We start from the raw sequence: 25,772 nt of genomic DNA on the forward strand, positions 1-25,772 counted from the left end.
CGCACGCGCGCCTTACTTGGACGCGCGCGGCTGGACGGTCTCGCCCGGCGACAGGAACCCGCCGGCGCGCAGCACGACCTTCTCGGTACCCGAAAGCCCCTCAACCACGGCGATGCCGGTGTCGGAGACGGTACCGGTCTTGACCGCGCGCCGCTCAACCTTGTTGTTGGCGCCGACGATATAGACGTAGCTGCCCTTGTTGTCGGACAGGATCGCCGATTCGGGCAGCATGGGCGCGACCACGCTCCCGGCGCGGATCGTTGCGCTGGCAAAGCCGCCGGGACGCAGTTCGGGCGCATAGGCCAGCGCGATGCGGGCGAAGCCCTGGCGGCTGGCCGGATCGATCACCGGCGCCACCTGCCAGACCTGGCCGACGAAGTGCTTGGGCGAGCCGACGGGAACGACGTCAGCGGAAATGCCGGTGCTGATCTGGGCCAGGTCGGTCTGGCCCAGCGCGGCCTTCATTTCCATCTCGCCGCCCTTGGCGATGCGGAACAGCATGCCGCTGCCGGGGCCAACCACCTGGCCGGGCTCTACCCTGCGTTCAAGCACCAGCCCGGCCGCCGGGGCGACCACGTTGAGGCGGTCCGCCTGCGCCCGCAGGACGCCGAGCTGGGCGCCGGCGACGCGCACCTGCGCGGCTGCCTGGTCGCGCGTGGCGCGCAGGCGATCGATATCGGCCTTTGAAATGAAGCCGCGGTCGAGAAGCTTGATGGCGCGATCGTAATTCGCCTGCGCCAGCGCGAGGCTGGCCTGGGCCGACTGAATCTGCGCGGCCTGGCTGGCCTGCTGCTGGACCTGCACGGTCCGGTCGATCACCGCCAGCGCCTGGCCGGCGCGAACCCAGCTGCCTGGCTGCACCAGCACGGAAACGACCTGGCCGCCCTCTCCCGGCACGCCGACCGGCATGTCCACGCGTGCCGCCAGCGAACCGGTGGCGCTGATTTCGCCCACCACGGTCGTGCGGCCCGGCTGGATCACGGTGACAACGGGCGCCTGGTTGGTCTTGGCCTGGTCAACAGGTTCACCGCCCCGGTGAGTCAGAAACCAGACCGCCACGATCAGCACGAGCACGACAGCCGCGATGATGAACAACCGGCGGCGATCGCGGCGATCCTCCTCGACCTCCTCGAGCGGGTCGACGATCGTGGTCGTTTCGATCGCGGCCGAACCGTCGCCATTGATCCGCGTGTCGTAATTCATGTCGATAGCCCTTTGCCGACGGAGACCGTCGTTCCACCCGCAGGTGTATTACCGGCATAAGCCACCGCGGGCAAGCAGCCTTTTCAGTGGTGGCCGGCGTCTGCGTTACACTCGCGCGGGCATACGCCCGGGCGCGCTGCAGCGCAACGCGCCGGTCGGCGAACGGCAGATCGGGTCAGACCAGTGCTATGTCCAAGCGCGGGCGCCTTGCCGACGCGGTCAGTACTTGAGCTGACGCTCGTACAAGTCGCGGTAGTGCTGGATGCGGGTGACCCGCAGGCCCTGCATGCCAGAGCGATCGACGGCGCGCTGCCATGAAGCGAATTCCTCGAGCGTCAGGTTGTAACGCTCACACACTTCGTCGATCGACAGCAGGCCACCGTTGACCGCGGCCACGACCTCGGCCTTGCGGCGCACGACCCAGCGGGTCGTATCCGGGGAGGGCAGTGAATCGACCGTCAGCGGTTCGCCGAGGGGGCCGATCACCATCGCCGGACGGATTTTCTGGTTCTCAATCATCCTGCCACTTTCGCCTCGCCGATGGGTGAGGAGTCATTCCTTGCCGCGTCTGGTTTTCCGGCTTCTAAACGATCCGGGTTAACGACGCGTTTGCAGCGATCGAGATCTGCCAGCGCCATCGCGGCGCCCGATGCGAAGCTGCCGCTGCGCGACATCGAATCAGCCTCGGCGGCCAGCAGTTCGCGCCGCGCGGACTGCGCCGCCGCTAGTCTGAGGCGGATTCCCGCCCATTCGGGAACGCGACCGGTGTCGGCCACGGTCCCGAACTTGCGGGCAAAGAAATCGCTGACGAATTCCATACCCCCGGCTTAGCGAGTCAGAGTCAACAGTCTGTAAAGAGCGGGTGTACGCGAATCTACGAAGGTTAACGCCGGGTCGGGTGCCGCCCGCACGCAGGACTCGCGGCAGTCCCGGACTGCGTGTACGGGCCCGGCGATGACCGCGACCGCACTTGCACCGGCCCAGGCCGCCGACCTCTTCGACCTCGACGCGCCGATCGCGGCACGCCGCATCGTCGTTGCGATGTCGGGCGGGGTGGACAGCTCGGTTGTTGCCGCGCTGGCGGCGCGCAGCGGCGCCGAAGTGATCGGCGTGACGCTGCAGCTCTACGATTACGGAGCGGCGACCGGACGCAAGGGCGCCTGCTGCGCCGGGGACGACATCCGCGACGCGCGCGCAGTCGCCGACCGGCTGGGTATCGCCCACTATGTCGTCGATCACGCCAGCGCGTTCCGCGAGGAAGTGATCGAGCAGTTCGCCGATGACTACATGGTCGGGCGCACCCCGATTCCCTGCATCCGCTGCAACATGGGACCCAAGTTCACCGACCTGCTGGGCATCGCCCGCGAACTGGGTGCCGATTGCCTGGCGACCGGACACTATGTCCGGCGGGCGCAGGACGGCGACGCCTGCACGCTGCACCGCGCGATCGATCCAGCGCGCGACCAGAGCTACTTTCTTTACGCCACGACCGAGGAGCAACTCGCCTTCTTGCGCTTCCCACTCGGCGGGCTGGCCAAGGACACCGTGCGCGAGCTCGCCGCTGCCGAGCGCCTTGCGGTCGCCGCCAAGCCTGACAGCCAGGACATCTGCTTCGTCCCCGATGGCGATTACGCCAAGGTCGTGCGCGCGGTCCGGCCCGAGGCAGAGGCGCCCGGCGCCATCCTTCATGCCGAAACCGGCGCCGAGATCGGCCGCCACCGCGGCGTCATCCACTACACCGTCGGCCAGCGCCGCGGGCTGGAAATCGGCGGCCAGGCCGAGCCGCTCTACGTCGTCGGCATCGACGCCGCGGCAAACGCCGTCATTGCCGGACCGCGCCGCAAGCTGGCGGTCGGCGCGGCGCGCCTGGTAGACACGAACCGGATTGGCCCGCTTGACCCGGCCGCGCCGCTGACCGCGAAAGTCCGGTCCCTGGCAAAGCCCGTGCCGGTCAGGCTGGACGGAGTCCTTGGCGGCGGCAGCGCGGCGACGATCCGGTTCGCCGCGCCCGAGTACGGCGTCGCACCTGGACAGGCCGCGGTCCTCTATTGCGGCGACCGTGTCGTGGGCGGCGGCTGGATCGCGGGGACCACGCCGGCCGAATGATCAGCGGCGCCAGGGCTCCAGCTCGCAGCCCTCACCCTCGACCATGCGGGCGGTCTGGCGCGCCAGTAGCGGAAAGGTGGCGGTCACGCTGCGATCGGCCTCGTTCTCGGACAACATGACGAGCTGCATCCCGTTTTCGAAGTCCTTGCGGCAATCGGACAGCGTCCGGCCTCCGATATAGCGGCACGAACAGCCTACGCGCGCGCCGTAGGACGCGCCGGTGATGGCATAGCCGCCGATCGCCTCGCGCATCGACAGCGCGGCGACGACCAGGATGGCCAGGAGGACCAGCGGCCAGCGCCGTGCGCGCGGGGAGGAGCTTGCAGCCATTGCCGCCGCTTAGGTCGCCGCCCGCGCGCAGGCAAGCGCAGCTCAGCGCATCGGCGCGTCGCGCGCGGCCACCAGCGGCGGTATCCAGGCCGGACCCGCGGCGGCCGGAATGGTGGCCAGCTCAGCCTCCATCATCCTGGCGCGCGATTCGGGTGAGGCATGCGTGCGCGAACGCAAGATACCGCCGAAGCGGCTCGAGTGATCGCGGAAGAAACGCGGGCCGATCGCCGGATCGTAGCCGGCGTTGCGCAGCAGCACCACGCTGAGGCGATCGGCTTCGTCCTCGGCCTGGCGGTTGAGGCGGCCGTTCTTGCCGAACTCTGCGAAGACGCCCTTGCTGACCCCGGCCGCCGCAAGCCGGCGGCGATGGTGCAGCACGATGTGGGCCAGTTCGTGAGCGACGATCACTGCGACCTCGTCATCACTCATCTGGGCGACGAGGCCGGCGGCGACCTGGATCAGCTCGCCGTTTGAACGCGCCAGCCAGTCCTTCCCGGCTACGACTTCGAACCGCGCGCGGCAGGCGGCGACCGGTTCGATCCGGGCCGAGGCGTCCTGCCCGGCGCGGCGATAAGTAACATCCAGTGCGGCAAGCGGCGGCAGCAGTGTGAGCGCGCCCTCCGTTTCGTCGCGCAGACTGGTCGGACCGGTGCCGCTGGCAGCGACCGGCGTACCGTTCAGGGCCGCGATTCCGTCACCTGGTTTAAGGCCAGCGCGCGCGGCGGGCGAATCGGGCACGACCCATTCGGCCGCGAGCGGCGCGGGGAATCCGAACACGCGCCGCGCCGACGGCAGGCTGCTGCGGGCGTACTGCGATTCGGCATGGAGGACGAGGCCGGTTCCGGGCATCAGCGCGTCGCACAGCGGTGCATTGGCTGTCGTCAGACGCCACGCGGCGCGCGCAAGTTCGGCGTCCTGCGCACGCAGTGTTTCCATCGCGGCATCCATTGTCGCCACTGGCTGGGGCGATTCGGCTGCCGCGAGCGCCGCAGGCAGAAAGATCGCAACCGCCAGACCCGCGCCAGCAACGGCCCGCCGCACGGCACGGCGCAGCCGCCCCGACGATTCGGTGACATAAATGCAACGGTCGGCAGGGATTGGCGACATGGTGGCGTCCGAATAGGCGAAAAACGCGCGGTTGGCAGTCATGAAAGGGAAACCTTTTGCCGCGACCTTACGTTTGCTAGGTTGCGGCTGGCTGTACGGGACAGACCGTAAACCAAGCCTTTGCGACGTCTTGCTGGTTGACAGGAGGAAGTTGTGAGGGCTAAGGGCGCAATGCAATTTTGATGGAAATGGAGTTCGTCATGGGCTTGAATAAGTATCTGATGGCTGCCGCCGTCGCTTCGATGTCGGTGGCTCCGGCCCTGGCAGCCCCTGCCGACGCGGTTCGCGCCAGCAGCGTTTCGGGCGATAGCGAGCAGCTCGGTGGTGGTTCGACCATCCTGGCGCTTCTGGCTGCTGCCGCGATTATCGCGGGCATCATCCTGATCGCGTCGAACAAGGACAATTCGCCGTCGAGCCCGTAGGCTCTGCGCGAACTGATCAGTTCAAGGGAATAGCGGCCTTCGGGCCGCTATTTTTTTGTCCGTCGCCGGCGCCGCGATTGTCTTGGTGGCGGCAATTCGCCATGTCGCTGCCATGCGCCGCCTGAATCGCTTCCCGCGCCCAGCGCTGGTTTTCGTGCTGGCGGCCACGCTTACGTTGGCGGGATGCAACCAGCATGGCGATGCGCCGCTCGGCCCGGCTGCGCTGGCTGCGGTCACGCCAGCGGCTGGTCCTGCGCGTGAAGGGATTGCGCGCGCGGTAGACGCCTTTTTCACGCAGGCTCCACTTGCCGAGACCCGCGCCCTGCTGGTGCTGAAGGACGGGCGAATCATCGCCGAACGCTACGGAGACGGATACGGGCCGCAGACCCGCCTCGTGTCGTGGTCGATGGCCAAGACTATTACCGGCCTGATGATCGGAATGCTGGTTGCCGACGGGCGCCTGCGGTTGGATGCCCCGGTGCCGATCCCGGCCTGGCAGCGCACCGGCGATCCGCGCGGGGTCATCACGCTTCGCCAGCTCCTGCAAATGCGGTCGGGCCTCAAGCATCTCGAGGCGGGCGATCCGGTCTATCGGTCAGACGAAGTGCGGATGCTGTTTCTCGACGGGCGCGACGACATGGCCGCCTATGCCGAGGCGCAGCCGCTGGTCACCGCGCCCGGCACCAAGTTCGTCTATTCCAGCAATACCGCGGTCATCCTGGCCGACCTGGCGGCCCGCGCGCTGGCACCCGGCGGCACCCCGCGCCAGCGCCGCGACGCCGTGCGCGGCTACTTGCAGGACAGGCTGTTCGTCCCGGCAGGCATGACATCCATGGTGCCTGAGTTCGACGCTGCCGGCACGCTGATCGGCGGCAGCCTGATCCACGGCACCGCGCGCGACTGGGCCAAGTTCGGCGAAGTCCTCCGCAACGGCGGCGCGGCGAACGGCGTGCCCCTGGTCCCGCGCAGCTGGGTCACCTTCATGACCACGCCCAGTCCGGCCAACCCCGGTTACGGCGCCCAGACCTGGCTCAACCGCGGCGCCGCCGACAAGCGCATGTACCCCGGGGCCTCGGCGCAGGCCTTTTCGGCCAACGGGCACCTGGGCCAGTTCATCTTCGTCTCCCCCGCGCAAGGGCTGACGATCGTTCGCCTGGGTCGCACCGACGAGGGCAAGCTTGATCCGGTCAAGGCCGGAATCGCCCGGCTGGCGCGCGTTTTTCCTTCCCGCTAGGCGCGCAAACCCCTAGCGCGAAGGCGATTCGGCATGGGACGGACGGGGCGATGAGCGACTATCGGCTGGACGGCAAACGGGTGTGGGTCGCGGGCCATCGCGGCATGGTCGGCAAGGCGCTGGTGCGCCGTCTCGCCAGCGAAAACTGCGAAATCCTGACCGCGGACCGCAATGCACTCGACCTGACCGACAAGCAGGCCGTCGCCGCGTGGGTGGCGCGCGAGAAGCCCGACGCCGTGTTCCTGGCGGCCGCGCGTGTGGGCGGCATCGTTGCCAACGATAGCGCCCCGGTCGATTTCCTGCAGGACAACTTGCTGATCGCCACCGCGGTCATCGCCGGCGCATACGAAGGCGGTGCAGAGAAGCTGCTCAACCTGGGATCGAGCTGCATCTACCCCCGCCTCGCTCCCCAGCCGATCCCCGAAGATGCGTTGTTGACCGGCCCGCTGGAGCCCACCAACGAGTGGTACGCGATCGCCAAGATCGCCGCGATCAAGCTCGCCCAGGCCTACCGCAAGCAGTACGGCGCCGACATGATCTCGGCGATGCCGACGAATCTTTACGGCCCCGGCGACAATTTCGACCTGACGTCCAGTCACGTCATGCCGGCGCTGATTCGCAAGGTCCACGAAGCCAAGCAAACCGGCAGTGCCGTAACGATCTGGGGCACCGGAACCCCGCGGCGCGAGTTCCTCTATGTCGACGATTGCGCCGACGCCTGCGTGTTCCTGATGAAACATTACTCCGATGCCGGTCACATCAACGTCGGCAGCGGAGAGGACATTGCCATTCGCGAGCTGGTGCAGGTGGTAATGGACGTCGTCGGTTACGAAGCGGAGGTGATCCGCGACGAAAGCAAGCCCGACGGCACCCCGCGCAAGCTCATGGACAATGCCCGCCTCGCCGCGCTCGGCTGGAAGGCCAAGGTGCCGCTGCGCGAAGGTATCGCACGGGCCTACGAATCGTTTCTCGCCGGCGAAGCCAGGCGGACCTAGGACGCGGTCCTAGCCCGCCGCGAGCAGGTCTTGTGCGGCCAGGCCGTGTTCGTCGACCAGCCCTTCGGGATCGGGATGGATTAGGATCTCGATACCGGGAAATTCGCGCATCAGGCGGTGCTCGATCTGGTCCATCACCTCATGCGCGGCGGCGACCGTCATCGCCGGATCGACCCAGACGTGGAACTGCACGAAGTCGCGATCGCCCGACGTGCGCGTGCGCAGGTCATGGACGCCGCGCAGCTCCGGATGGCGGGCCACGACCTCGAGAAAGCGGGTCTTTTTATCGTCGGGCCACTCGCGGTCCATCAGCTGTTCTATCGCGGCCTGCGAAGCGCCCCACGCACCCCACCCCAGCCACGCGGCAATGCCGAGGCCGAACACGGCATCGGCGCCGGTCAGCCCGGCATACTGGTCGAGCGCGAGCGCAGCGATCACTGCCAGGTTGAGGAAAAGGTCCGACTTGTAATGAACGTGGTCGGTCGCGATCGCCAGGCTGCCGGTGCGGGCGATCACATGGCGCTGCCATGCCAGCAACGCGACGGTTGCCACCATCGCGATCGCAGACACGGCGATGCCGTCGCCCGCTGCGTCCGTCTCCCCGCCGGCAATGATGCGCTGCCCCGCGCGAAGCGCCAGCATGAGCGCCGAGATCGAGATCAGCACGACCTGGAACATCGCCGCCAGTGCCTCGGCCTTGCCGTGCCCGAACCGGTGCTCGGCATCGGCGGGTTGCGCGGCGATCCATACCCCCGCCAGCGTCGCCAGGCTGGCGACGAGATCGAGCACGGTGTCGGCCAGGCTGCCCAGCATCGCGGTCGAACCGGTCTGCCACGCCGCCCAGCTTTTCATGCCCGCCAGCAATAGCGCCACCGAGATGCTCGCCATCGCGGCGCTGCGGTTGAGGCGTCCGCTGTGGTGAGACGCGGCCTGGCTCACGGATAGAGCATCGTGCTGGCCCAGCCGCCGTCGGCGCGGGCGGTGAAGCGGCGGCGTTCGTGAAGGCGAAAAGGGCGATCGACCCACAGTTCGATCGCGCGCGGCACCAGCCGAAAGCCGGTCCACTGCGGCGGCCGCTCTACCGCCCCGCCTTCGAAGCGCTCTTCCGCCTCGCGATAGCGGCGTGCGAACTCGGCGCGGCTCGCGAGTGGCTGTGACTGCTCCGACGCCACCGCGCCAAGCTGCGAATCGCGGCTGCGGCTGGCAAAATAAGCGTCGGCGGTCTCGGCATCGACGCGCGCCAGGCTGCCTTCGACACGGATCTGGCGGCGCAGCGACTTCCAGTGGATCAGCAGCGCCGCCTCAGGGTTGTCGTGAATCTCGCGGCCCTTGCGGCTGTCGGCGTTGGTGTAGAACAGGAATCCTTCGGGACCGTGATCCTTGAGCAGCACCATGCGCAGCGACGGCCGCCCGTCGGGCGTCGCGGTGGCCAGCGCCATCGCGTTGGCATCGTTCGGTTCGGTCCGGCGCGCCTCGGCCAGCCAGGCGTCGATCGTGGCGAAGGGATCGCCGTCGGGGATCGTCTCGCGGGCAATCTCGGCTTCGGGATCGTGGGCGTCGCTTGACACGTTTGACACTGTCCTGGGGCAAGAGGGCGGCCCCGGGAAAGCGCCCCGGGCCCAGCGGTGCATAGCCGCGCCGGGGCGCGTAGGAAAGGCGCGGCGCAGGCGGCGCTTGCGGGCGGGGCGCGGCACCCCTAGCTAGGCGCGATGGCCGATCCCTACTCGACCCTGGGCGTGGCGCGCGGCGCCAGCGAAAAGGACATCAAGTCCGCCTATCGCAAGCTTGCCAAGGAACTTCACCCCGACCGCAATACCGCCAACCCGAAGGCGGCCGAGCGCTTCAGCGAGGTCACCCGCGCGTATGACCTGCTGTCGGACAAGGACAAGCGCGCCCAGTTCGACCGCGGCGAGATCGATGCCGACGGCAATCCGGCGATGCCGTTCGGCTATGGCGGCGGCGGCGGCGGCGGCGGCTTCGGCGGCGGGTTTCCCGGCGGCCAGCGCGGCGGCTTCGAGGGCTTCGGCGGACAGGACGGACCCGATATCAGCGACATCTTCGAAGGCCTGTTCGGCGGTCGCGGCGGCGGAATGGGCGGCGGCATGGGCGGTATGGGTGGCGGTATGGGCAGCGGCCCGCGCGCCCGGCCGGCCCCGCGCGGTGCCAATGCCCAGTACCGCCTCAACGTCAGCCTGACCGACGCGGCGACGCGCGCCACGCAGCGGATCACCCTGGCCGACGGCAAGACGATCGATCTCAAGCTGCCCGCCGGGGTCGAGGACGGCACCCAGATGCGCCTGGCCGGCAAGGGCGAGCAGGGCCCGGGCGGCCGCGGGGACGCGCTGGTGACCATCCATGTCCAGTCGCACCCGTTCCTGCGCCGCGACGGCGACGCGCTGCGGCTCGATCTGCCGATCGCCCTGGATGAAGCGGTCCACGGTGCCAAAGTGCGGGTTCCCACGGCCGAGGGCCCGGTCATGCTGACGGTGGCGCCGGGATCGTCATCGGGGCGCACGCTGCGCCTCAAGGGCAAGGGCATGAGCCGCAAGGACGGCACCCGCGGTGACCAGCTGGTGACCCTGCAAATCCAGCTTCCGGACAGCGATGCCGACCTGGCCAGCCGGCTCGAGGGCTGGCGCGATCCCCGCGACTTGCGCGGCAAGCTCGGCGTCTAGCGCGTGGAGGAACGGCCCATCGCAACCGTGCGCGCCGACAAGGACGCGCCGGCGCTGACCGTTCCCGATCTTTCGCCCGAGGCGCGCCGCAAGGACGCGCTGCGCTGGCGTGCGGGCCTGAAGGAGTCGGTCGACGAGCATATCGGTCCCGGCACCAAGGCGCGCCAGATCATCGCCCGGGTCTGGACGGGGGTCTACAACGACGGGTTCATTCACGCCGGCAACCTGGCCTACATGGCGATCATCGCGCTGTTCCCGTTCTTCATCGTCGGCGCGGCGATCTTTTCGCTGATCGGCGAACCGGGCCAGCGCGCCGCCTCGATCAACGCCATCCTGCTGGCGCTGCCCCCGGTCGTGGCCAAGGTCATCGAGCCGGTGGCGTTGACGGTGATCGACGCGCGATCGGGCTGGCTGCTGTGGGCGGGCGGGATCGTCGGCCTGTGGACCGTCGGCAGCCTGATCGAGACGATCCGCGATATCCTGCGGCGCGCTTATGGCACCCCGGCGACGCAGGCGTTCTGGCGCTACCGGCTGCTGTCCACGGGAGTGATCCTGGCCGCGGTCGTGCTGCTGCTGGCGGCGCTGATCGCGCAGGTCCTGCTGGCAGCCTTCGACAGCGGGCTGGCCGATCGCGCCCCGATCCTGTCCGGGCTGCTTCATTCGCTGGCGCTGTCGCGCTACATCCCGGCGGTGGCGCTCTATGCCTCGCTGTACCTGCTGTTCCTGTCGCTGACGCCAAGCGCCTATCGCAAGCGGACCTATCCCAAGTGGCCCGGGGCGCTGTTCGTGGCGGGATGGTGGACGCTGGTGTCGCTGGCGTTGCCGACGCTGCTGAGCACGGTGTTCAAGTACGACCTGACCTACGGCAGCCTGGCGGGGGTGATGATCGCGCTTTTCTTTTTCTGGCTCGTGGGACTAGGGATGGTCGTCGGCGCGGAACTCAACGCCGCGCTGGCCGAGACGCCCGAGGAACGAGACATGATCGGCCAGGCCGACAATCGCGCCCGGACAACGACGAAACCTGCAGAGTGATGGTGACGGCATGAGCGAATTGATGGCCGGCAAGCGCGGCTTGATCATGGGGCTGGCGAACGACAAGTCGCTGGCCTGGGGTATCGCGAAGAAGCTTCGCGAAGCCGGCGCGGAGCTGGCGATATCCTACCAGGGCGAAGTCATGCTCAAGCGCGTCAAGCCGCTGGCCCAAGAGCTGGGCTGCGACCTGCTGATCGACTGCGACGTTGCCGACATGGCCAACCTCGACGCTGCCTTCGCCACGCTGGCCGACACCTGGCCGGGGATCGATTTCGTCGTCCACGCCATCGGCTACACCAACAAGGAAGCCCTGCGCGGCAATTACAGCGACGTCACGCTGGACGACTTCCTGATGACCATGAACATCTCGGTCTACAGCTTCACCGCGGTTGCCAAGCGCGCCGCGGCGATGATGAATGAAGGCGGGGCGATGCTGACGCTAAGCTACTACGGCGCCGAAAAGGTCATCCCGCACTATAACGTGATGGGCGTGGCCAAGGCGGCGCTGGAAACCAGCGTGCGCTACCTGGCCAACGATTTCGGCCCGCGCGGCCTGCGCGTGAACGCGATCAGCGCCGGACCGATCAAGACCCTGGCGGCATCGGGGATCGGCGATTTCCGCCTGATCCTGAAGTGGAATGAATACAACGCGCCGCTGCGCCGAAACGTGACGATCGACGATGTCGGGGGTGCCGCGCTGTACTTGCTGTCGGACTTGTCCTCGGGCGTGACCGGCGAGACGCACCACGTCGACGCCGGCTATCACACCATCGGCATGAAGCAGGAAGACGCGCCCGACATCGCCCTGGTCTGAGGCCGCCCGCCCCCGCGCACTTTCGAGGGCCGCGGCCCCGCGCGGGATCAGCCGCGCAGGAGCAGGATCAGCGGGGTGGTCAGCACCGGTGCGACCTGAATCAGGCTGTTGAACAGGCGCCGGGCACGGCTTTCGCCCACGATCACGGTGTCGTTGGCGTAAATCTGCGGATCGACGTAATTGCCGCGCCGGATCGCCGCCAGGTTATATAGCGCGGCATAGCGCTGCCCGCCGACCGTGCGCAGCACGACCACGTCGTCGAGCTTGGCGTATTCGGCAACGCCGCGCGCGGTCGCCACCGCCTTCATCAGCGTCATCCCGCCGACCACCGGGTAAACGCCCGGCTGGGTGACCTGGCCATCGACCGTGACGGTCTGGCTGGTCGTTTCCTTTAGGTTCACGGTGACTTGCGGATCGCGCACGTAACCGGCCTTTAGGCGGCGGGCGATTTCCTGCGACAGCTGCAGCGGCGTGAGCCCGGCGGCATCGATGGTGCCGGCAATCGGGAAGGCGATGCGCCCCGCGGCATCGGCGGTGACCTGGCGATTCGTCAGCTCGGGAATGCCGAAGACGTCGACAACCAGCTGGTCGAACGGGCCGATCAGGTAGGCGCGCGAACTGGCGACGAGGTCAGCGCGGCCAGGCGCGGGCAGCTCGCTTTCGTTGACGACCTGGCTGGCGCCGCTGGCGCCCAGCTGTCCGCCGCTGGTCCCCATCACGGCGCAGCCGCCGAGCAGGAGCGAGAACGCCGCGAGAGTCAGGGAAATCAGCTTCATATCGTTTCAAACCATGTCTTGTTGCGTGGGCGCGCAATTCCCGAAAAAACGCGCCCTAGCCGCGGATTGGCAACCTGATGTGAACAGCGGCGCGGCGCGTCAACTCATTTCCCCGCCGCCGCCGCTTCGTGCGCCAGCCAGGCCTGCGTCATCAGCACCGGCCACAAACGGTGCTCGACATTGCGCGCGCCCGACACGTGCAGCTGCCACAGCTGCTGCACGGCGGCGGCATCGAACAGGCCGCCGTCCCTGAGCGCGCGCGGATCGAGCAGGTCTTCGGCCCAGTCGCGAAGTGGCCCGCGCAGCCATTCGGCCAGCGGCAATCCGAAGCCCATCTTCGGCCGCTCCATCAGCGCGCGCGGCACGAACCGATCGAGCAGCGCGCGCAGCGGCCACTTGGTCTCACCGCCGCGAATCTTCATCCCGATCGGCAGGGTCCACGCGAAGGCGACGACACCGGGATCGAGGAACGGCACGCGCGTTTCCAGCGACACCGCCATCGCCGCGCGGTCGACCTTGACCAGGATGTCTCCGGGCAAATAGCCGAGCGAATCGAGCGCCATCATCGTTTCCGCCGGCGCCCAGTCCGCCGTGACGCCAAGCGCGGGCGGTGCGTCGCTATGGGACCTGCGCAGCAGTTCGCCCACCAGCGGATTGGCCGCGATCAGGCGGCCGTAAAGCTCCGCCACCGATCCGCTTGCCAGCACGTCGGCGGCCTTGTGCAGCTTGTCGCCCACCAGCGCGACCTTGCCGCGCGACACGCGTCCCAGCGCGCGCTCCCACGCGGCGGGCGAGACGGCGTGGATCAGTCGCCCCGCGCCGCTGCGCAGCGGGCGCGGAATGCGCGACAGCGCCGGCCAGGTCTGCTGCGCGTAGCGATGGCGGTTGTAGCCGCCGAACATCTCGTCGCCGCCGTCGCCCGACAGCGCGACGGTAACTTCCGCGCGCGCCATCCGGCTGACCAGGAACGTCGGGATCTGGGACGAATCGGCAAACGGTTCCGAATAGATCGCCGCCAACTGCGGAATCACCGCCAGGGCATCGGCGGGTGCAACGCGCAGTTCGTGATGTTCGGTGCCGAGGTGCGCGGCCACCTTGCGGGCATGCAGCGCCTCGTCGAAGCGCTCGTCCTCGAAGCCGATGGTGAAGGTCTTGACCGGCCGGGGCGAGGCGCGCTGCATCAGCGCGACCACCGTGGTCGAATCGATCCCGCCCGACAGGAATGCGCCCAGCGGCACGTCGGAGACCATCTGGCGCTCGATCGCGGCGCCCAACACGTTGTCGAGGGCATCGACGGCCGATTGCTCGTCGCCGGCAAAGGGATCGCGGCGCGCGGCGGCGGCGACCGCGACCAGGTCGTACCACCGCGCGATCGTTTCGGCGCCGCTGGCTGCCTCGATCGTCACGGTCGTTCCCGGCGCCAGCTTGGCAATGCCGCGATAGACCGACAGCGGCTCGGGCACGTAGAGCTTGCGGCACAGCTCGGCGATGGCGCGCGGCTCGATCTCCGCGGCAAAGGCGGGGTGCGCGCGCAGTGCCGCCAGGTCGGAGCCGAACAGCAGCCGGCGCGCCGCGCCCTCGCCCTGCCAGCCGTAATAAAGCGGCTTTTCGCCCAACCGGTCGCGCGCCAGCGTCAGGCGGCGCGCTTCGCGGTCCCACAAGGCGAAGGCGAACATCCCGGCGGAGCGCGCCAGCGCGCCTTCGATTCCCCAGGCCTCGATCGCGGCGAGCAGGACCTCGGTATCCGAATGGCCGCGCCAGGCCGGTGCCTTGCCGGCGGCATCGAGCTCGGCCCGGATGGCGGGGTAATTATAGATTTCGCCGTTATAGGCGATCACGTAGCGCCCGCTGGCCGATGCCATCGGCTGCGCGCCGGCGGGCGACAGGTCGATGATCGCCAGGCGGCGGTGGACGAAGCCGATACCGGCCGGGTCGTCGGACCAGGTGTCACCGGCGTCGGGCCCCCGATGAACGATCGGCAGGCCCATCGCCGGCAGCGCGGCGCGGTCGGCGGCGCTCAGCCCGCCGGGAGCGAACAGGCCTGCGAAACCGCACATCTCAGGCGGGCTTGCCCAGCGCCGCGGCGTAGACCGCCTGGGTCTGGTCGACCATGCGCGCGACAGTGAAGGCACTCAGCAACCGGGCGTGCCCGGCTTCGCCCAGCGCATGCCGGTGCGCTGCCGGCAATGTCTTTGCCATCGCCGCGGCCAGCGCCTCGGGATCGCGCGGCGGGACGAGGTAGCCGGTTTCCCCCTCGACCACGATCTCGGGTATCGCGCTGATCCCCGACGCGACGATCGGCACCGCGGCTTCCATCGCCTCGAGCAGGACGAGCCCGAAGCCCTCATAGATCGAACTCAGCACGAAGACGTCGAGCGCGCGCATGACGGCCGGGATATCGGTGCGGAAGCCGGCGAAGATCACCGCCGCGGCGATGCCGAGTTCATGCGTGAGCGCGCGCAGTTCGTCCTCGAGCGGGCCGTGGCCGACCAGCACGAGCCGGACCGGCTGCGCACTCTCGGCGCGCAGCTTCGCAAAGGCGCGCAGCAGAGTCGGGATCGATTTCTGCTCGACCAGCCGGGCAACGATTCCGAACAGAACTTCGTCGGCGCCCACGCCCCATTCCGCGCGCAGCCCGCGCGCGGCTCGTGCCGCTTCAGCGCCGCCCGGGACCGGGCTCAGGCCATAGCGTACGGTCACCAGCTTGCGCGCCAGCCGGGCCGGCCACTGCGCCGCGAAGTAATCGTTCACCGCTTGCGAGATAGCGATCACGCGCCGCGCCCGCCCGGCGCAGAACCGCTCGATCGCAGCGGCACCGGGGCCGCGGTAGAACGGTTCGGTATCGTTGTGCTTGCTGGTAACCAGCGGCACGTCCTGGCCGATCAGCGCCAGCACGGCATAAAGCTCGCCCGGCGGCATGTGGGCATGGACGAGGTCGGGCCGCGCCGCCGCTATCGCCGCGCGCAGACGTGCAATCGCGGCCAGATCGGCATAGCGCTTCGCCCCGAGGTCGATCGTGGCGATCCCGCGCGCGTTCATCGCCGCGGTCCAGAAACCGTCGCCCTTAAGGAACGCGACCGTCTGGCGCACGCCGCGCTCCGCCAGGCCGGCGGTAAGGTCGGCCAGGTGCGATTCCGCACCGCCTTTGCTGAGCGTTGTTATGACGTGGAAAACATGCATTCGAGGGTCACCGGGATTGGGCTGCGGTTGATAGTGCCCCGCCCGCCGAAAGCAATCGCGGTGGGCACGCGGCACGCCGCGCGCGTGCAAAACTGCGCGTTTGGAGGGGGTGGACAACCGCCGATATCGCCGTTTACAGCCGTCATCTCATCACCACTGACACGAACGGAGGGGACGTTCATGGGTGTGTTCACGACGGCGAAACAGCGTCTGGTTTCGGTCACGCGCGTGCTGGCACGGCGGTTGACGGCCGAGACGACCGACTTCGATCCCGCCTTCTTTCCGCTCGCGGCGCAAGTGCGCGGCTTCACGATGACGTCGCAGCTGCGGCAGTACGCGCTTTTCCGCGCGGCCAAGTTCGTCACCGCCAAGAGGATCGAGGGCGCCTTCGTCGAATGCGGCGTGTGGCGCGGCGGCAGTTCGCTGCTGGCGGCGCTGACGTTCAAGCACCTGGGCGACCAGAGCCGTGACTTGTGGCTGTACGATACCTTCGCCGGGATGACCGCGCCGACGGTGTTCGATGCCAAGCCCGGCAAGACGCCCGAGAGCACGGTGGTGAATTTCAAGGCCCAGCAGAAGGACGACCACAACGCCTGGTGCTATGCCAGCCTCGAGGACGTCAAGGGATGCCTCGCGCGGGCCGACTATCCGGCCGACAAGCTCCATTACGTAGTCGGCGACGTGACCAGCACCCTGCCCGGCAACCTGCCGGGAAAGATCGCCATCCTGCGGCTCGACACCGACTTCTACGATTCGACCAAGGCGGAGCTTGAGCATCTCTACGCACTGCTCAAGCCCGGCGGGATCCTGATCCTGGACGACTACGGCGGCTGGGACGGGGCCCGCAAGGCGGTGGACGAGTTCCTGGCCGCGCAGCCCACTCCGGTGTTCCTGGCGCGCGTCGACGAGACGGCGCGGATCGCACAGAAGCCTTACCCGGCCGCCGCCTGAGCGGCGCGCCGGGCGCGGCGGCTGCGTGCCAGCAGCACCCAGAAGCAGCCCGCGACCAGGACCTGCGATAGCGCCAGCGCGAACGCCAGCGAGACGTGATCGACGCCGCGCACCAGCGCGACCGTGCCGAAGCAGGCGATCTGCAGAACGTAGAGCCCGATGACGGTGAGGCGCGTGTTGGCGACCGAGCCGAACAGGCTGGACCAGCCGGTGACCGCGTAGAGCGTCCAGGCGCCGATCAGCAGCCACGCCAGCGCGCCCGAACCGGCGCGGTAGTTCTGCCCGAAGGCCAGCCCCATGATGGGATCACCCAGCCAGATCACCAGCGGGATCGCCACGAATCCGATGGCCGCGAAGCCGAGCGAGGCGAGCAGCACCAGCTTGAGCGAGGCTTCGGCGGCATCGGCGCGGCTGCCGAGGATGATGTGCCGCTTCAGCACGAACCAGATCGGCGTGGTGAAACGCTGGCTGACCCCGCTGATCGTCTTGGCAGCGCGGTAGAGAGCAACCGATGTGGGCGAGGCCGCGGCCGATAGCAGCAGCACGTCCATTTGCTGGGCAAAGTTCATCAGCCCCGATCGAACCGTGCCGGTCAGCCCGAACCACCACAGCCGGCGCGAGGTGACGCCGCGATCCTCGGGCGTTTCGCCCGCCAGCTTGCGCAGCGACAGCTGCGACTGGCGCAGCCCCTGGACGCTGCGCACGATCGCGGCGAAGACCATGCCCAGCACGAAGCCGAAGCCGCCCAGAAGTACCGCCAGCCCCAGCCCGATCAGTACGATCGCCGCGGCATAGCTCATCTCGATGGCGGGAAAGACGCGCGGTCCCCGGTAGATCGTCAGGTAGGCCTTCAGCGTGCCCCACGGGAACGCGAACCACGAGCCGACCATCAGCACCAGCAACCAGTGCGAATTGGTACCCCGCATGTAGTCGTAGCCCAGCACGCCCAGCGCCAGCAGCGTATAGATCGCGCTGCTCCAGGCGAAATCGATGCGGAGCAGCCGCGCCACCAGTGCGTTGCGCCCGGCAACATCGTCGAGCCGCAATTCCGCGAAGGCAGCCAGCGCGGTTTCGGCGGCGCGGGCGCCGACGGCGGCTTCCATCACGTTCGCAACCGACAACAACGTGGCCAGTTTACCGAATTCCGCGATCGGCAGGATGCGCGCCAGCACCGCCATCTGGACGAAATAGGCGATCGCCACGAACCCTTGCGAAAAGGTCACCATCGACAGCGTCTGCAAGCGGCCGAAGCCGACGAGCGCCCAGGCCCGCTTCCACAGCTGGTTCATCGCGGGTGCGGAACGGTCCCCGGCCGGACCGGGCCGGACGGCGGCCCCGCCGGGCGCCGCGCGGGCAGGCGGGGCATTGCCGCGGTGGTAACTTCGCGCCCGTAGACGGCCATGCCGCTGAGCGCGAAGACAAGGATCGTCAGGTAGCCCGCCGGCGAGATGAACACCGCGCTCTGGTTGAGGACCAGGAAGGTCAGCAGCCAGACCCGCATCGCCAGGGGATCGACGCGGCGGTCCATCATCAGGCGGCCCGGCCCGGGACGCAGCGTCTCGTAGAAGAAAAGGCCAAGGAACAGCAGCGCCAGGACGCCGCCGTCGACCAGCGTCTGGATGATCTGGTTGAGCGCCGAGCTGGCGTTGGCCCCGAACGCGGCGGAGCGCAGCGAGAAGTAGAAATAGGAGTTGTAGCCGCTGCCGAAAATTGGCGACAGTTTTGCCCATTCGAGGCCCTGGACGATCGAGAAGAACCGGTCCGACTGGGTGAAGTCGGTATCGTTGAGTCGGTCGAATGCGTTGAGCGCACCGAACTTGTGCGACAGCGTGGAGAACAGCACCTGGATACTGACCAGCAGCAGCGCTGCGATCAGGCTGGCCAGGACCACGCGAATCGCCCGCGCGCCCGGGCGGCGGCCGGCGCCCGCCGGGTTCGACAGCACGATGGCTCCGGCGATCCCCGCGCCGGCCACGATCAGCGGAATTCGCGAGCCTGACATCACGAGCGCCAGCATCGCCAGTGCCAGCCAGCCGAACCGGCGCGAGACGAAGAACGCCACCGCCAGGAACGACACTACGAACGCACCGCCATCGCCCAGCACGCCGAAGCTGCGCACGCCGGCGGACCCTTCGTAGGCGCCCTGCACTTCGCCGATGGGCAACGGGGTCAGAACCGTCAGAGGGGTCAGGATCGCGGCGAACGCCCAGACCAGGATGCCGATCTTCATCGCCCGCATCGCCGCCGGGAACGACGGCGCCGCGATCATCACGAAAAACACCAGCGCCGCCCCGGCGGTCGACAGGTATTGCTGGAACATCTGCGAGGGATCGCGCTCGATCGGGTCGGCAAAGACCACCAGCGTCGAAAACAGCACCACCAGCAGATAGCCGAGCAGATACCAGATCGAGCGGCGCAGGCCGCGCAGCGCCAGGATGCGCTTCACGCCCGTAAGGCGCAGCACGAGGCAGCCGACGATCACCAGCAGTGGCACCAGCGTGGCGGTATAGGGATCGAGCGGCCGCAGCACGCCCAGTCCGGCGGTGATGCCTTGGTACAGCGCCATGGCCGGTGCCACCGCGAAGGCGGCCAGGGTGACGAAATCGATCGGCACGACCATGCGCCGCGTGGCAGCGCCCGGCGCACCCGGGCGCTGCCGCGGATCTCGCGGACCAGGCGCCGCGGCGGCAGGCGGGACCGCGTTCATCGCACCAGCGCCTTGAGCTCGCCCGCGATCTTGCGGCCGAGCCCGACGAGGTCATGTTCGCGGATCACATAATCGCGCAAGTTCGCTCCTGTCGCGGCGCGGGCCTCGTCGCCGAGACGGGCCATGCGCACCAGCGCATCGCCATAGGCGTCGATGTCGGCGCAGTAGAACGATCCCAGCGGCTCCGCCAGCGCCGGATTGATGGCGATGACCGGAAGCCCGCTCGCCATCGCTTCGAGGATCGTCTTGTCGAGCCCGCTGCCGCCGGCCGACAGGAACACGTCGCCGCGATGGTAGGCCAGGTGAACGTCGGCGAACCCGACCGGTCCGCACCATTCGATCGCGTCTTCCACCCCCAGTTCGCGGGCCAGCGCCCGGCACCGCTCGACGTAGGCATGATCGGGCGCGCCCAGTGCCTCGCCGATGATCGCCAGGCTTACCGGCAGGCCCGGCTCCTCGCGCCGCAAGCGGGCGAGCGCCGCAATCATCCAGTCGATCTGCTTGACCGGGGCGAAACGACCGATCGTGATCAGCCGCAGCGGTCCGGCCGGTCGCGGCCCCTCTGCAGGCCGGAAACGCCGGGTGTCGATACCCTGGCCGATGACCTTGAGCTTGGGGGTGGAGATCGGGAAGCCCGCTTTGGTGGACGCCAGCGCCCGGTCGGCGAAGAACAGCGCGGTCGACAGGATGCGGCTGCGGTGGTTGTGTGCGTACCACAGCGCGGCCGGAATGCCGCGCGCCTTCAGCACCGGCCCTGCCATCGCCAGGAACAGCGCGTTCATGTGCGCGAAGCAGACGTCGTGCCGGCGCAGCCGCAGCGCCTCGAACAGGCGGCGGTAGAACACGGCGACGCGGTGGGGTTTCGACCACCCATTCTCGAGCCCGCAGCTCAGCACGGTGACGTTATTCGCCACCGCCAGCTTCCCGCGGTACATCGTGATCACGGTGATGGCGTCGAAATGCTTCGCCAGCTCGTTGATCCAGTCGGTCGTGAAGCCCAGCGCGGTGTCGTCGCGGTCCACCCTGAGGTTGAGGAGCAGCAGGTTCATGGCCGCCGCCTCGGCAGCGCCGCCGCCGCTTCCCAGCTGTCGACCAGTCGCCGCGTCACCGCCGCGAACGAGTAATGGGCGTCTGCCCACGCGCGCGCCGCGGCAGCCATTGCGTCCGCCCGCGCCGGATCGCGCAGCAGCGCCAGGCAGGCATCGGCAAGGCTGGCGGCATCGCGTGGCACCAGTCGTCCGGTCGCCCCGTCCTGGATCAGGTCGCGCGGACCGTCGATGTCGGTCGACACGATCGGCAGCCCAGCCATCATCGCCTCGACCACGACGCGCCCAAGCCCCTCGTGTTCGGAGGTGAACAGGAACAGACTGGCGGCGGCGAACAGCGCCGGAAGATCGTCATAGGCAACCGCCCCCTTCATGGTCAGCGCGTCGACCTGGCCCGCCAGTTCGCGCGCGACGACCGCGCGCTCGGGCCCATCGCCGGCGATTACCAGGCGAACCTCGGGCATCGCTTCGCGCACCAGCCGCGCCGTCCTGCACCACAGGCCAAGGTCCTTTTCGGGCACCAGCCGGCCAACGAACAGCAGCACCGGGTTGCCGGCATCGGGACGGCGCTCCTGCGCGGCAAAGGCCACGGGCACCGGCGCCACGGCGATGCGGTCCGCCGGCATGTCGCCCGCCGCGACGATGGCGCGCTCGATCCCGCTGGAGACGACGCGGACGTGATCCGCCCGGCGGATCGCGCGCCGTGTGCCCCACGCGCGCAGGCGATTGATGCGCCCGCGCGCGGCAAAGGCGGCGCCGTAGACATCGGCATGGACCTGGACCTGGATGCGGGCGCGCCTCGCACCCGACAGGAACGCCACGAGGCCCTCCTCGTAGCCGGTCTGGCAGGTGATCAGGTCGGGCTGCCAGCCTTTTTTCAGCATCGAACGCAGCAGCCGCAGCATGTCGAGCGGGGCGCGCAGCCGCGAGGGCGAATCGGTGCCGAAAATCTCCAGGCCCGCGAACGGCCGGTCATGGACGAAGCCGTCGCCGCGGCGGGTATGGACGATGATCCGCACCTCAGATCCCGGCCGCCGGCGCAGGAATTCGCGCACGTATTCGAGATGACGTGCGCGGGTGTCATTCGGGGCGCCGCCGGGGCGCGCGAACATGTGCGAATCCTGCCCCAGGATCACCAACCGCAGCGGAGTGCTCATGCCCGGCGCCTGGCGGCGACGCGTTCGAGCAGCGCCTCGGTATCGGCGACCATCCGCGCGAACGAGAATTGCTCTGCCAGCAGCGCGGCAGCGCGCGCGGCCATCTCGGCGCGCAGGGCCGCGTCGCCGAGCATCCGCTCCAGCGCGGCGGCGAGCGCGCCATTGTCGCCCACCGGAACCAGCAGGCCGGTTTCGCCGTCGCGGATCGTTTCCGGCGTGCCGCCAGCGCCGCTGGCGACCACCGGGACGCCCGCGCCCATCGCCTCCAGCACGATGTGCGGCAGCCCTTCGTAGCTCGAGTTGAGCACGAAGACGCGGCCCGCGCGGATCGCGCCGGCTACGTCCGCTTGCGGCAGGTGGCCGCGGAACCGCACTTGTCCGCCGGCGGCACGCGCCTGTGCTTCCAGGTCCGCGCGCAGCGGTCCGTCACCGACGATGTCGAGGCTCCAGCCGTGCTCCGCGGCAATCGCGATCAGGTCGGCGAAACCCTTCCACGGGACCAGACGGCCAACGCTGACGATGTCGACCGTGGGCGCGGCCGCGCCCGGCAGCGGATCGGGGACGGCGTTGTAGATCACATCGATCCGGCTTTGCGGGACGCCCCAGCCGTGGACGATCCGGCCGAGATAGGCGCTGGGCGTCAGCACCCGGTCAAAGGCGGCGACATAGCGGTTTTGCAGTGCCCGCATCGCCCGCCACTGGCGCGGCAGCGCGGCGACCTGGAACTGGTCGAGCGTTTCGGTGCGGCCGGCGTGACGGGCGCGTTCCCAGATCGTGTCGCCCACCACCTTTACCACCGCCGGGCGCCGCGCCAGCCGGGCGGCGAGCGCGCTTTCAAGATGCAGGCCGTTGGCCAGCATCACGTCGCTCGACCGGGCGAGCGCCTTGATCGTGCGCACAGTGCGGATCATCCGGGCCGCGCGCGGCATGGCTCGGGGAACGCGGTGGACCGGAAAGGGAAAGGCGCGCGGCGCGGCAATTGCCTCGGCATCGGCAAGCGTCACCACCTCGACCTCGTGGCCGCGGTCAACCAGCGCGGCACCGATGCGCGGGATATAGCTGGCCGGGCCGCCGATATCGGGCGGGAAGATTCCGGTCGTCAGAACTATCTTCATCGCTCGATCAGCCGAAACCGGTGCCGTTACAGCCCCTTGCCGGATGGCAGGGAGCAGGAGAAAACCAGCCGCCGTCCATAGCGCCGATGGCCGCGATGACAACGCCGATCGTCGCCGCGCCGCCGCGGCGGCAACCTGTCCGCCGCCCGGCCGTTGCTGAACATCGGCCTGCCCGCGCGGATCGCGGCGGTTCAGGCACCCTGTTGTAACGAGGCACGATGGAACGACAGACCCTTGCCGCGCCCGACCGCCGCCGCTTCATCGGCGGCCTGCTGGTCGCCGCCGCCGCGCTTGCCGCGCCCGCCTGTGCCAGCGCCCAGGCCGCGCGCAGCGTGCTCGACGCGGTGCCCGCGGCGCTGCGCGCCGCCATCGCCAACGGTTCGGTCCGCGCCGACCTGGCCCCGTATTTCGACCGCGCCGCGCGCGAGGCGGTATCGTCCGGAATGGCGCTGCGCGTCCCGGCGGGGACGTACACGATGCTCACCTGGTCGCCGCCTGCGGGCCTGACGGTACTGACCGACGGGCGCGCCACCGTGTTCCGCCAGCTCGACACGCGCGGGCGTGGGCAACGCTTCATCGTCGTCAGTGCCGACGGCGTGCGGCTGTGGCCGGGCGGCGCGGCGACCATCGACGGGGGCATGACCGCGCGCGGCACCAATGCCACCGGGTTCAATTCCGGCGTCTACGTCTACGCCGGCCCCGGTGCGCGCATCGGCCGCTTCGAATGCGGCGACGTCTATGGCCGCAACCTGGGCGGTGACGTGGTCGAAACCGGCTGCGACGCGCGCGGGTTCCTGGGCAGCTGCACGATCGGGACGATCTATGGCGACAACGTCTACCGCAACTGCCTGTCGGTCACGAGCGGGGCCGCAGGCACGGTCGCGGGCGTGATCCAGACCGGTGGCTGCGGGCTCTATACCGCCGATTTCGAACCCGATCCGACCAGCGCCCCGATCGGCAGCTGGACTGTCGGCACGGTGCGCGGCCACCGGCTCGGGGTGGGCGGGGCGCCCGCCGTGGGCATCGGCTCGGTCACGATCCGCGACCTCGACCTCGACCGGGCGCGCCCGTCATCAATCCCGCCGCTCGACGGCGGCGGCGTCAGCGAGCGCAAGACCCCGTCCCTGTTCAACGTCGGCATCCGCTATGCCGGGGTCGGCACGCTGCGGGTTGATCGCGCGTCGATCCGCGGCTTTTCGCGCGCGGCGATCGAGGACATTACCGAGCGGCCCCAGGACCGCGTCTCGGGCCAGGTCTCGTTCGGTTCGCTGACGATCGCCAATTGCGGATCGGCGACCAATTACCAGGTCATCACGCACAAGACCCGCCAGTTCGCGGTCGACACCATCGAAGCCAGCACCAAGTCGTCGCCCGCGATCGCCACGTTCCTTGGCGGCGACGCGATGACCGCGTTCACGGTGCGCGGCGGGCGCGTCAGCGGGCGGGTGGTCAGCCAGTCGCTGGGCAGCTTCGAGGCCAGCGGCCTGACCATCAGCGGAGCCGGTCAGCCGGCGTTCCAGAACGTGCGCGGGCGGATGCGGCTGAGCAACAGCAAGGCAGCGGGTGCATCGGTGCTGATCGCCGACAGCCCGGGCAGCATCGACGTTGAAAGCAGCGACGTGACCGGGGGCCTGCTGTCGAGCGGTTCGAACGGGATCCGGCTGCGCGCGAGCCGCGTAAACGGCCGCGCTGCTGGCTGATCTGCCGCCCCCTAGGGCGCGGGGACGAGCGATACTCGGTCGAGCGTGACCGCGCTGTCGGCATGGTCGCTCGGAACCGCGGCATAGATCGACAGCCAGTTGTAGCGGCACCCGGGCGAGGGCTTGGCAACACGGACCGCGAACTGCGGGGATTCGACCGGGATCTGCGCGCTTTCGGCGGGATTGGCGGCTTGCGCGCAGCGCAGCCGCAGGAAAATCCGCCCGCGCTTGGCATCGTCCCAGTCGGCGACGCGGACCGACAGGCGGTAAGCGGGCACCGGCAGGTCGACCAACTGGTGCGCGGCCTCGCCGCTGCCCTCGCCGATGGTCGAGATGCGCAGCGTGCCGGCGCGCTGGTCGAGGTCGGTGGTCAGCGATTCGTCGAACAGCGGCGCCCAGTCGAACGGGGCGAAGCCGATCGGATGGTCGAAGCCCGGATCGGTCACAGCCTCCGCGCCGCGCGCTCCGGGGGCGAGCCGGTGCACCAGCGCGCTGGCGGTATCGAAGTGGCCGGTCGCGGCCAGCGCCTCGACCAGCTCGCGGTCCAGGTTCGGCGCAATGCCGATGCCCCGCTGCGCCAGCGCCATGCGGATCCGGCCCAGGTTGCCGAGCGAATCGGGAAAGCGCGGCGCGGTCGCCCAGAACTCGTCGAGCCACGGCGGCCGCCGCGACAGCAGGCGAATGACCGGATCGACCAACGTATCGCCGCGCAGGGCCTGGATTACGGATGGCAGGATCAGGCTCTGCGCTTGCGAACTGGTGCGCAGCGCCTGGTCGTACATCGCCAGCGCATCGTCGACCTTGTCGGCGCGTGCGTAATCGTTGGCGAGCCACAGGTTCACCGCCAGATCGCGCTTGGTGAGCTGCCCGGCGGCTTGCATCAGCGCCCGGGCGCGCACCGCCTCGCCGCGGCTTTGCGCGATCAGCGCCATGTTGCGCAGCGCCTCGCTGTTGAGCGGTTCGGCGGCGTAACCGGCCTTGCTGAGCGATTCGACCCGCTGCTTGGCCGCACCGGTCAGCTTGAGCGGGGCGGTAACGTCGGTCTGGAGGCCGGGCGCGAGCACGACGTCGGCCATGTTGGAATGATCGAAGCCGTTTGCCAGCGGCATCGCCTCCGCCAGCGCCGGCAGCCGCCAGCCGGCCGCGCGGCCCAGTGCGTCGCTGCCGGCCAGGACGGCCAGCACCAGCGTCAGCGCAGCAATGATCCCGTTGCGCAGCACCG

General features: G+C 69.1%; 25 protein-coding genes. 9 read left to right on the plus strand and 16 right to left on the minus strand.

What is annotated here, in order from left to right:
* Window positions 1-12: 12 nt before the first annotated feature.
* The 3 genes from ACOYW6_RS10540 to ACOYW6_RS10550 all read right to left on the minus strand — a co-directional run bounded on the left by ACOYW6_RS10540 (window position 13) and on the right by ACOYW6_RS10550 (window position 2,021).
* The gene (locus ACOYW6_RS10540) at window positions 13-1,203 is read right to left on the minus strand and encodes an efflux RND transporter periplasmic adaptor subunit (RefSeq protein WP_423141269.1); all 1,191 of its coding nucleotides are present in this window, start codon (window positions 1,201-1,203) and stop codon (window positions 13-15) included.
* Window positions 1,204-1,422: 219 nt separating this feature from the next.
* Window positions 1,423-1,722: a DUF1153 domain-containing protein gene (locus ACOYW6_RS10545; RefSeq protein WP_423141270.1), complete on the minus strand. Its 300-nt coding sequence runs from the start codon at window positions 1,720-1,722 to the stop codon at window positions 1,423-1,425.
* The gene (locus ACOYW6_RS10550; RefSeq protein ID WP_423141271.1) at window positions 1,719-2,021 is read right to left on the minus strand and encodes a hypothetical protein; all 303 of its coding nucleotides are present in this window, start codon (window positions 2,019-2,021) and stop codon (window positions 1,719-1,721) included. Before ACOYW6_RS10550 ends, ACOYW6_RS10545 begins: the two co-directional genes overlap by 4 nt.
* Before the next feature lie 136 nt (window positions 2,022-2,157).
* Here ACOYW6_RS10550 and mnmA point away from each other — a divergent pair, with 136 nt between their 5' ends.
* Window positions 2,158-3,309 carry a tRNA 2-thiouridine(34) synthase MnmA gene (mnmA, locus tag ACOYW6_RS10555; RefSeq protein ID WP_423141272.1) on the plus strand — a complete coding sequence of 384 codons (1,152 nt, stop codon included), beginning with the start codon at window positions 2,158-2,160 and terminating at the stop codon, window positions 3,307-3,309.
* Here the strand turns inward: mnmA and ACOYW6_RS10560 are convergent, their stop codons facing one another.
* Entirely contained in the window at window positions 3,310-3,639 is a 330-nt protein-coding gene (locus ACOYW6_RS10560) for a hypothetical protein (RefSeq protein ID WP_423141273.1), read from the minus strand. It lies immediately after the preceding gene.
* A gap of 42 nt (window positions 3,640-3,681) precedes the next feature.
* Window positions 3,682-4,788, minus strand: a complete 1,107-nt coding sequence (locus ACOYW6_RS10565) for a M48 family metalloprotease (protein ID WP_423141274.1) — start codon at window positions 4,786-4,788, stop codon at window positions 3,682-3,684.
* 179 nt (window positions 4,789-4,967) lie between these two features.
* Between ACOYW6_RS10565 and ACOYW6_RS10570 the strand changes: the two genes are divergently transcribed.
* The 3 genes from ACOYW6_RS10570 (at window position 4,968) to fcl (ending at window position 7,397) form a co-directional block, all read left to right on the plus strand.
* Window positions 4,968-5,168: a hypothetical protein gene (locus ACOYW6_RS10570; RefSeq protein WP_423141275.1), complete on the plus strand. Its 201-nt coding sequence runs from the start codon at window positions 4,968-4,970 to the stop codon at window positions 5,166-5,168.
* Between the two features lie 112 nt (window positions 5,169-5,280).
* Window positions 5,281-6,402 carry a serine hydrolase domain-containing protein gene (locus ACOYW6_RS10575; protein WP_423141276.1) on the plus strand — a complete coding sequence of 374 codons (1,122 nt, stop codon included), beginning with the start codon at window positions 5,281-5,283 and terminating at the stop codon, window positions 6,400-6,402.
* Window positions 6,403-6,452: 50 nt separating this feature from the next.
* Window positions 6,453-7,397 (plus strand): GDP-L-fucose synthase, encoded by a 945-nt coding sequence (fcl, locus tag ACOYW6_RS10580; protein ID WP_423141277.1) that lies wholly within the window; start codon window positions 6,453-6,455, stop codon window positions 7,395-7,397.
* 9 nt (window positions 7,398-7,406) lie between these two features.
* On the opposite strand, the gene ACOYW6_RS10585 is transcribed toward fcl, so the two are convergent.
* Together ACOYW6_RS10585 and pdxH are read right to left on the minus strand one after the other, a co-directional pair.
* Window positions 7,407-8,285, minus strand: coding sequence for a cation diffusion facilitator family transporter (locus tag ACOYW6_RS10585; protein ID WP_423143115.1), 879 nt, complete (start codon window positions 8,283-8,285; stop codon window positions 7,407-7,409).
* A gap of 47 nt (window positions 8,286-8,332) precedes the next feature.
* Entirely contained in the window at window positions 8,333-8,965 is a 633-nt protein-coding gene (gene pdxH, locus ACOYW6_RS10590; protein WP_423141278.1) for a pyridoxamine 5'-phosphate oxidase, read from the minus strand.
* Between the two features lie 141 nt (window positions 8,966-9,106).
* Between pdxH and ACOYW6_RS10595 the strand changes: the two genes are divergently transcribed.
* From ACOYW6_RS10595 to fabI, 3 genes are read left to right on the plus strand one after another with little or no spacing between them, the layout of a single operon-like run.
* Window positions 9,107-10,072: a DnaJ C-terminal domain-containing protein gene (locus ACOYW6_RS10595; protein WP_423141279.1), complete on the plus strand. Its 966-nt coding sequence runs from the start codon at window positions 9,107-9,109 to the stop codon at window positions 10,070-10,072.
* Window positions 10,073-10,075: 3 nt separating this feature from the next.
* Window positions 10,076-11,104: a YihY/virulence factor BrkB family protein gene (locus tag ACOYW6_RS10600; protein ID WP_423141280.1), complete on the plus strand. Its 1,029-nt coding sequence runs from the start codon at window positions 10,076-10,078 to the stop codon at window positions 11,102-11,104.
* 10 nt (window positions 11,105-11,114) lie between these two features.
* Window positions 11,115-11,918: an enoyl-ACP reductase FabI gene (gene fabI, locus ACOYW6_RS10605; RefSeq protein ID WP_423141281.1), complete on the plus strand. Its 804-nt coding sequence runs from the start codon at window positions 11,115-11,117 to the stop codon at window positions 11,916-11,918.
* Window positions 11,919-11,965: 47 nt separating this feature from the next.
* Here fabI and ACOYW6_RS10610 read toward each other — a convergent pair whose 3' ends face one another.
* From ACOYW6_RS10610 to ACOYW6_RS10620, 3 genes are all read right to left on the minus strand, one after another.
* The gene (locus ACOYW6_RS10610) at window positions 11,966-12,694 is read right to left on the minus strand and encodes a polysaccharide biosynthesis/export family protein (protein WP_423141282.1); all 729 of its coding nucleotides are present in this window, start codon (window positions 12,692-12,694) and stop codon (window positions 11,966-11,968) included.
* A 104-nt stretch (window positions 12,695-12,798) separates the two neighbouring features.
* Complete coding sequence (asnB, locus tag ACOYW6_RS10615; protein WP_423141283.1) at window positions 12,799-14,751, minus strand: asparagine synthase (glutamine-hydrolyzing); 1,953 nt, start codon at window positions 14,749-14,751, stop codon at window positions 12,799-12,801.
* Between the two features lies 1 nt (window position 14,752).
* Complete coding sequence (locus ACOYW6_RS10620; protein WP_423141284.1) at window positions 14,753-15,874, minus strand: glycosyltransferase; 1,122 nt, start codon at window positions 15,872-15,874, stop codon at window positions 14,753-14,755.
* Window positions 15,875-16,054: 180 nt separating this feature from the next.
* On the opposite strand from ACOYW6_RS10620, the gene ACOYW6_RS10625 reads away from it, so the two are divergent.
* On the plus strand, window positions 16,055-16,825 hold the full coding sequence (locus ACOYW6_RS10625; RefSeq protein ID WP_423141285.1) for a TylF/MycF/NovP-related O-methyltransferase: 771 nt from the start codon (window positions 16,055-16,057) through the stop codon (window positions 16,823-16,825).
* On the opposite strand, the gene ACOYW6_RS10630 is transcribed toward ACOYW6_RS10625, so the two are convergent.
* Genes ACOYW6_RS10630 through ACOYW6_RS10650 form a run of 5 tightly spaced genes read right to left on the minus strand, consistent with a single transcriptional unit; the run spans window position 16,807 to window position 22,850 of the window.
* Window positions 16,807-18,114 carry a lipopolysaccharide biosynthesis protein gene (locus tag ACOYW6_RS10630; protein ID WP_423141286.1) on the minus strand — a complete coding sequence of 436 codons (1,308 nt, stop codon included), beginning with the start codon at window positions 18,112-18,114 and terminating at the stop codon, window positions 16,807-16,809. The genes ACOYW6_RS10625 and ACOYW6_RS10630 overlap by 19 nt on opposite strands.
* Window positions 18,111-19,532 (minus strand): O-antigen ligase family protein, encoded by a 1,422-nt coding sequence (locus ACOYW6_RS10635; RefSeq protein ID WP_423141287.1) that lies wholly within the window; start codon window positions 19,530-19,532, stop codon window positions 18,111-18,113. Before ACOYW6_RS10635 ends, ACOYW6_RS10630 begins: the two co-directional genes overlap by 4 nt.
* On the minus strand, window positions 19,529-20,581 hold the full coding sequence (locus tag ACOYW6_RS10640; protein WP_423141288.1) for a glycosyltransferase family 4 protein: 1,053 nt from the start codon (window positions 20,579-20,581) through the stop codon (window positions 19,529-19,531). The genes ACOYW6_RS10635 and ACOYW6_RS10640 overlap by 4 nt, the downstream gene beginning before the upstream one ends.
* Entirely contained in the window at window positions 20,578-21,735 is a 1,158-nt protein-coding gene (locus tag ACOYW6_RS10645; RefSeq protein ID WP_423141289.1) for a glycosyltransferase family 4 protein, read from the minus strand. The genes ACOYW6_RS10640 and ACOYW6_RS10645 overlap by 4 nt, the downstream gene beginning before the upstream one ends.
* The gene (locus ACOYW6_RS10650) at window positions 21,732-22,850 is read right to left on the minus strand and encodes a glycosyltransferase family 4 protein (protein ID WP_423141290.1); all 1,119 of its coding nucleotides are present in this window, start codon (window positions 22,848-22,850) and stop codon (window positions 21,732-21,734) included. Before ACOYW6_RS10650 ends, ACOYW6_RS10645 begins: the two co-directional genes overlap by 4 nt.
* A 218-nt stretch (window positions 22,851-23,068) precedes the next feature.
* Here ACOYW6_RS10650 and ACOYW6_RS10655 point away from each other — a divergent pair, with 218 nt between their 5' ends.
* A complete protein-coding gene (locus ACOYW6_RS10655) occupies window positions 23,069-24,550 on the plus strand; it encodes a hypothetical protein (RefSeq protein ID WP_423141291.1) in 1,482 nt (493 codons plus the stop codon).
* Between the two features lie 11 nt (window positions 24,551-24,561).
* Here ACOYW6_RS10655 and ACOYW6_RS10660 read toward each other — a convergent pair whose 3' ends face one another.
* The gene (locus ACOYW6_RS10660; protein ID WP_423141292.1) at window positions 24,562-25,770 is read right to left on the minus strand and encodes a tetratricopeptide repeat protein; all 1,209 of its coding nucleotides are present in this window, start codon (window positions 25,768-25,770) and stop codon (window positions 24,562-24,564) included.
* Window positions 25,771-25,772 lie beyond the last annotated feature (2 nt).

The sequence above is a fragment of the Parablastomonas sp. CN1-191 genome, from assembly GCF_049354825.1.
In the GTDB taxonomy this organism is placed as follows: Bacteria; Pseudomonadota; Alphaproteobacteria; order Sphingomonadales; family Sphingomonadaceae; genus Novosphingobium.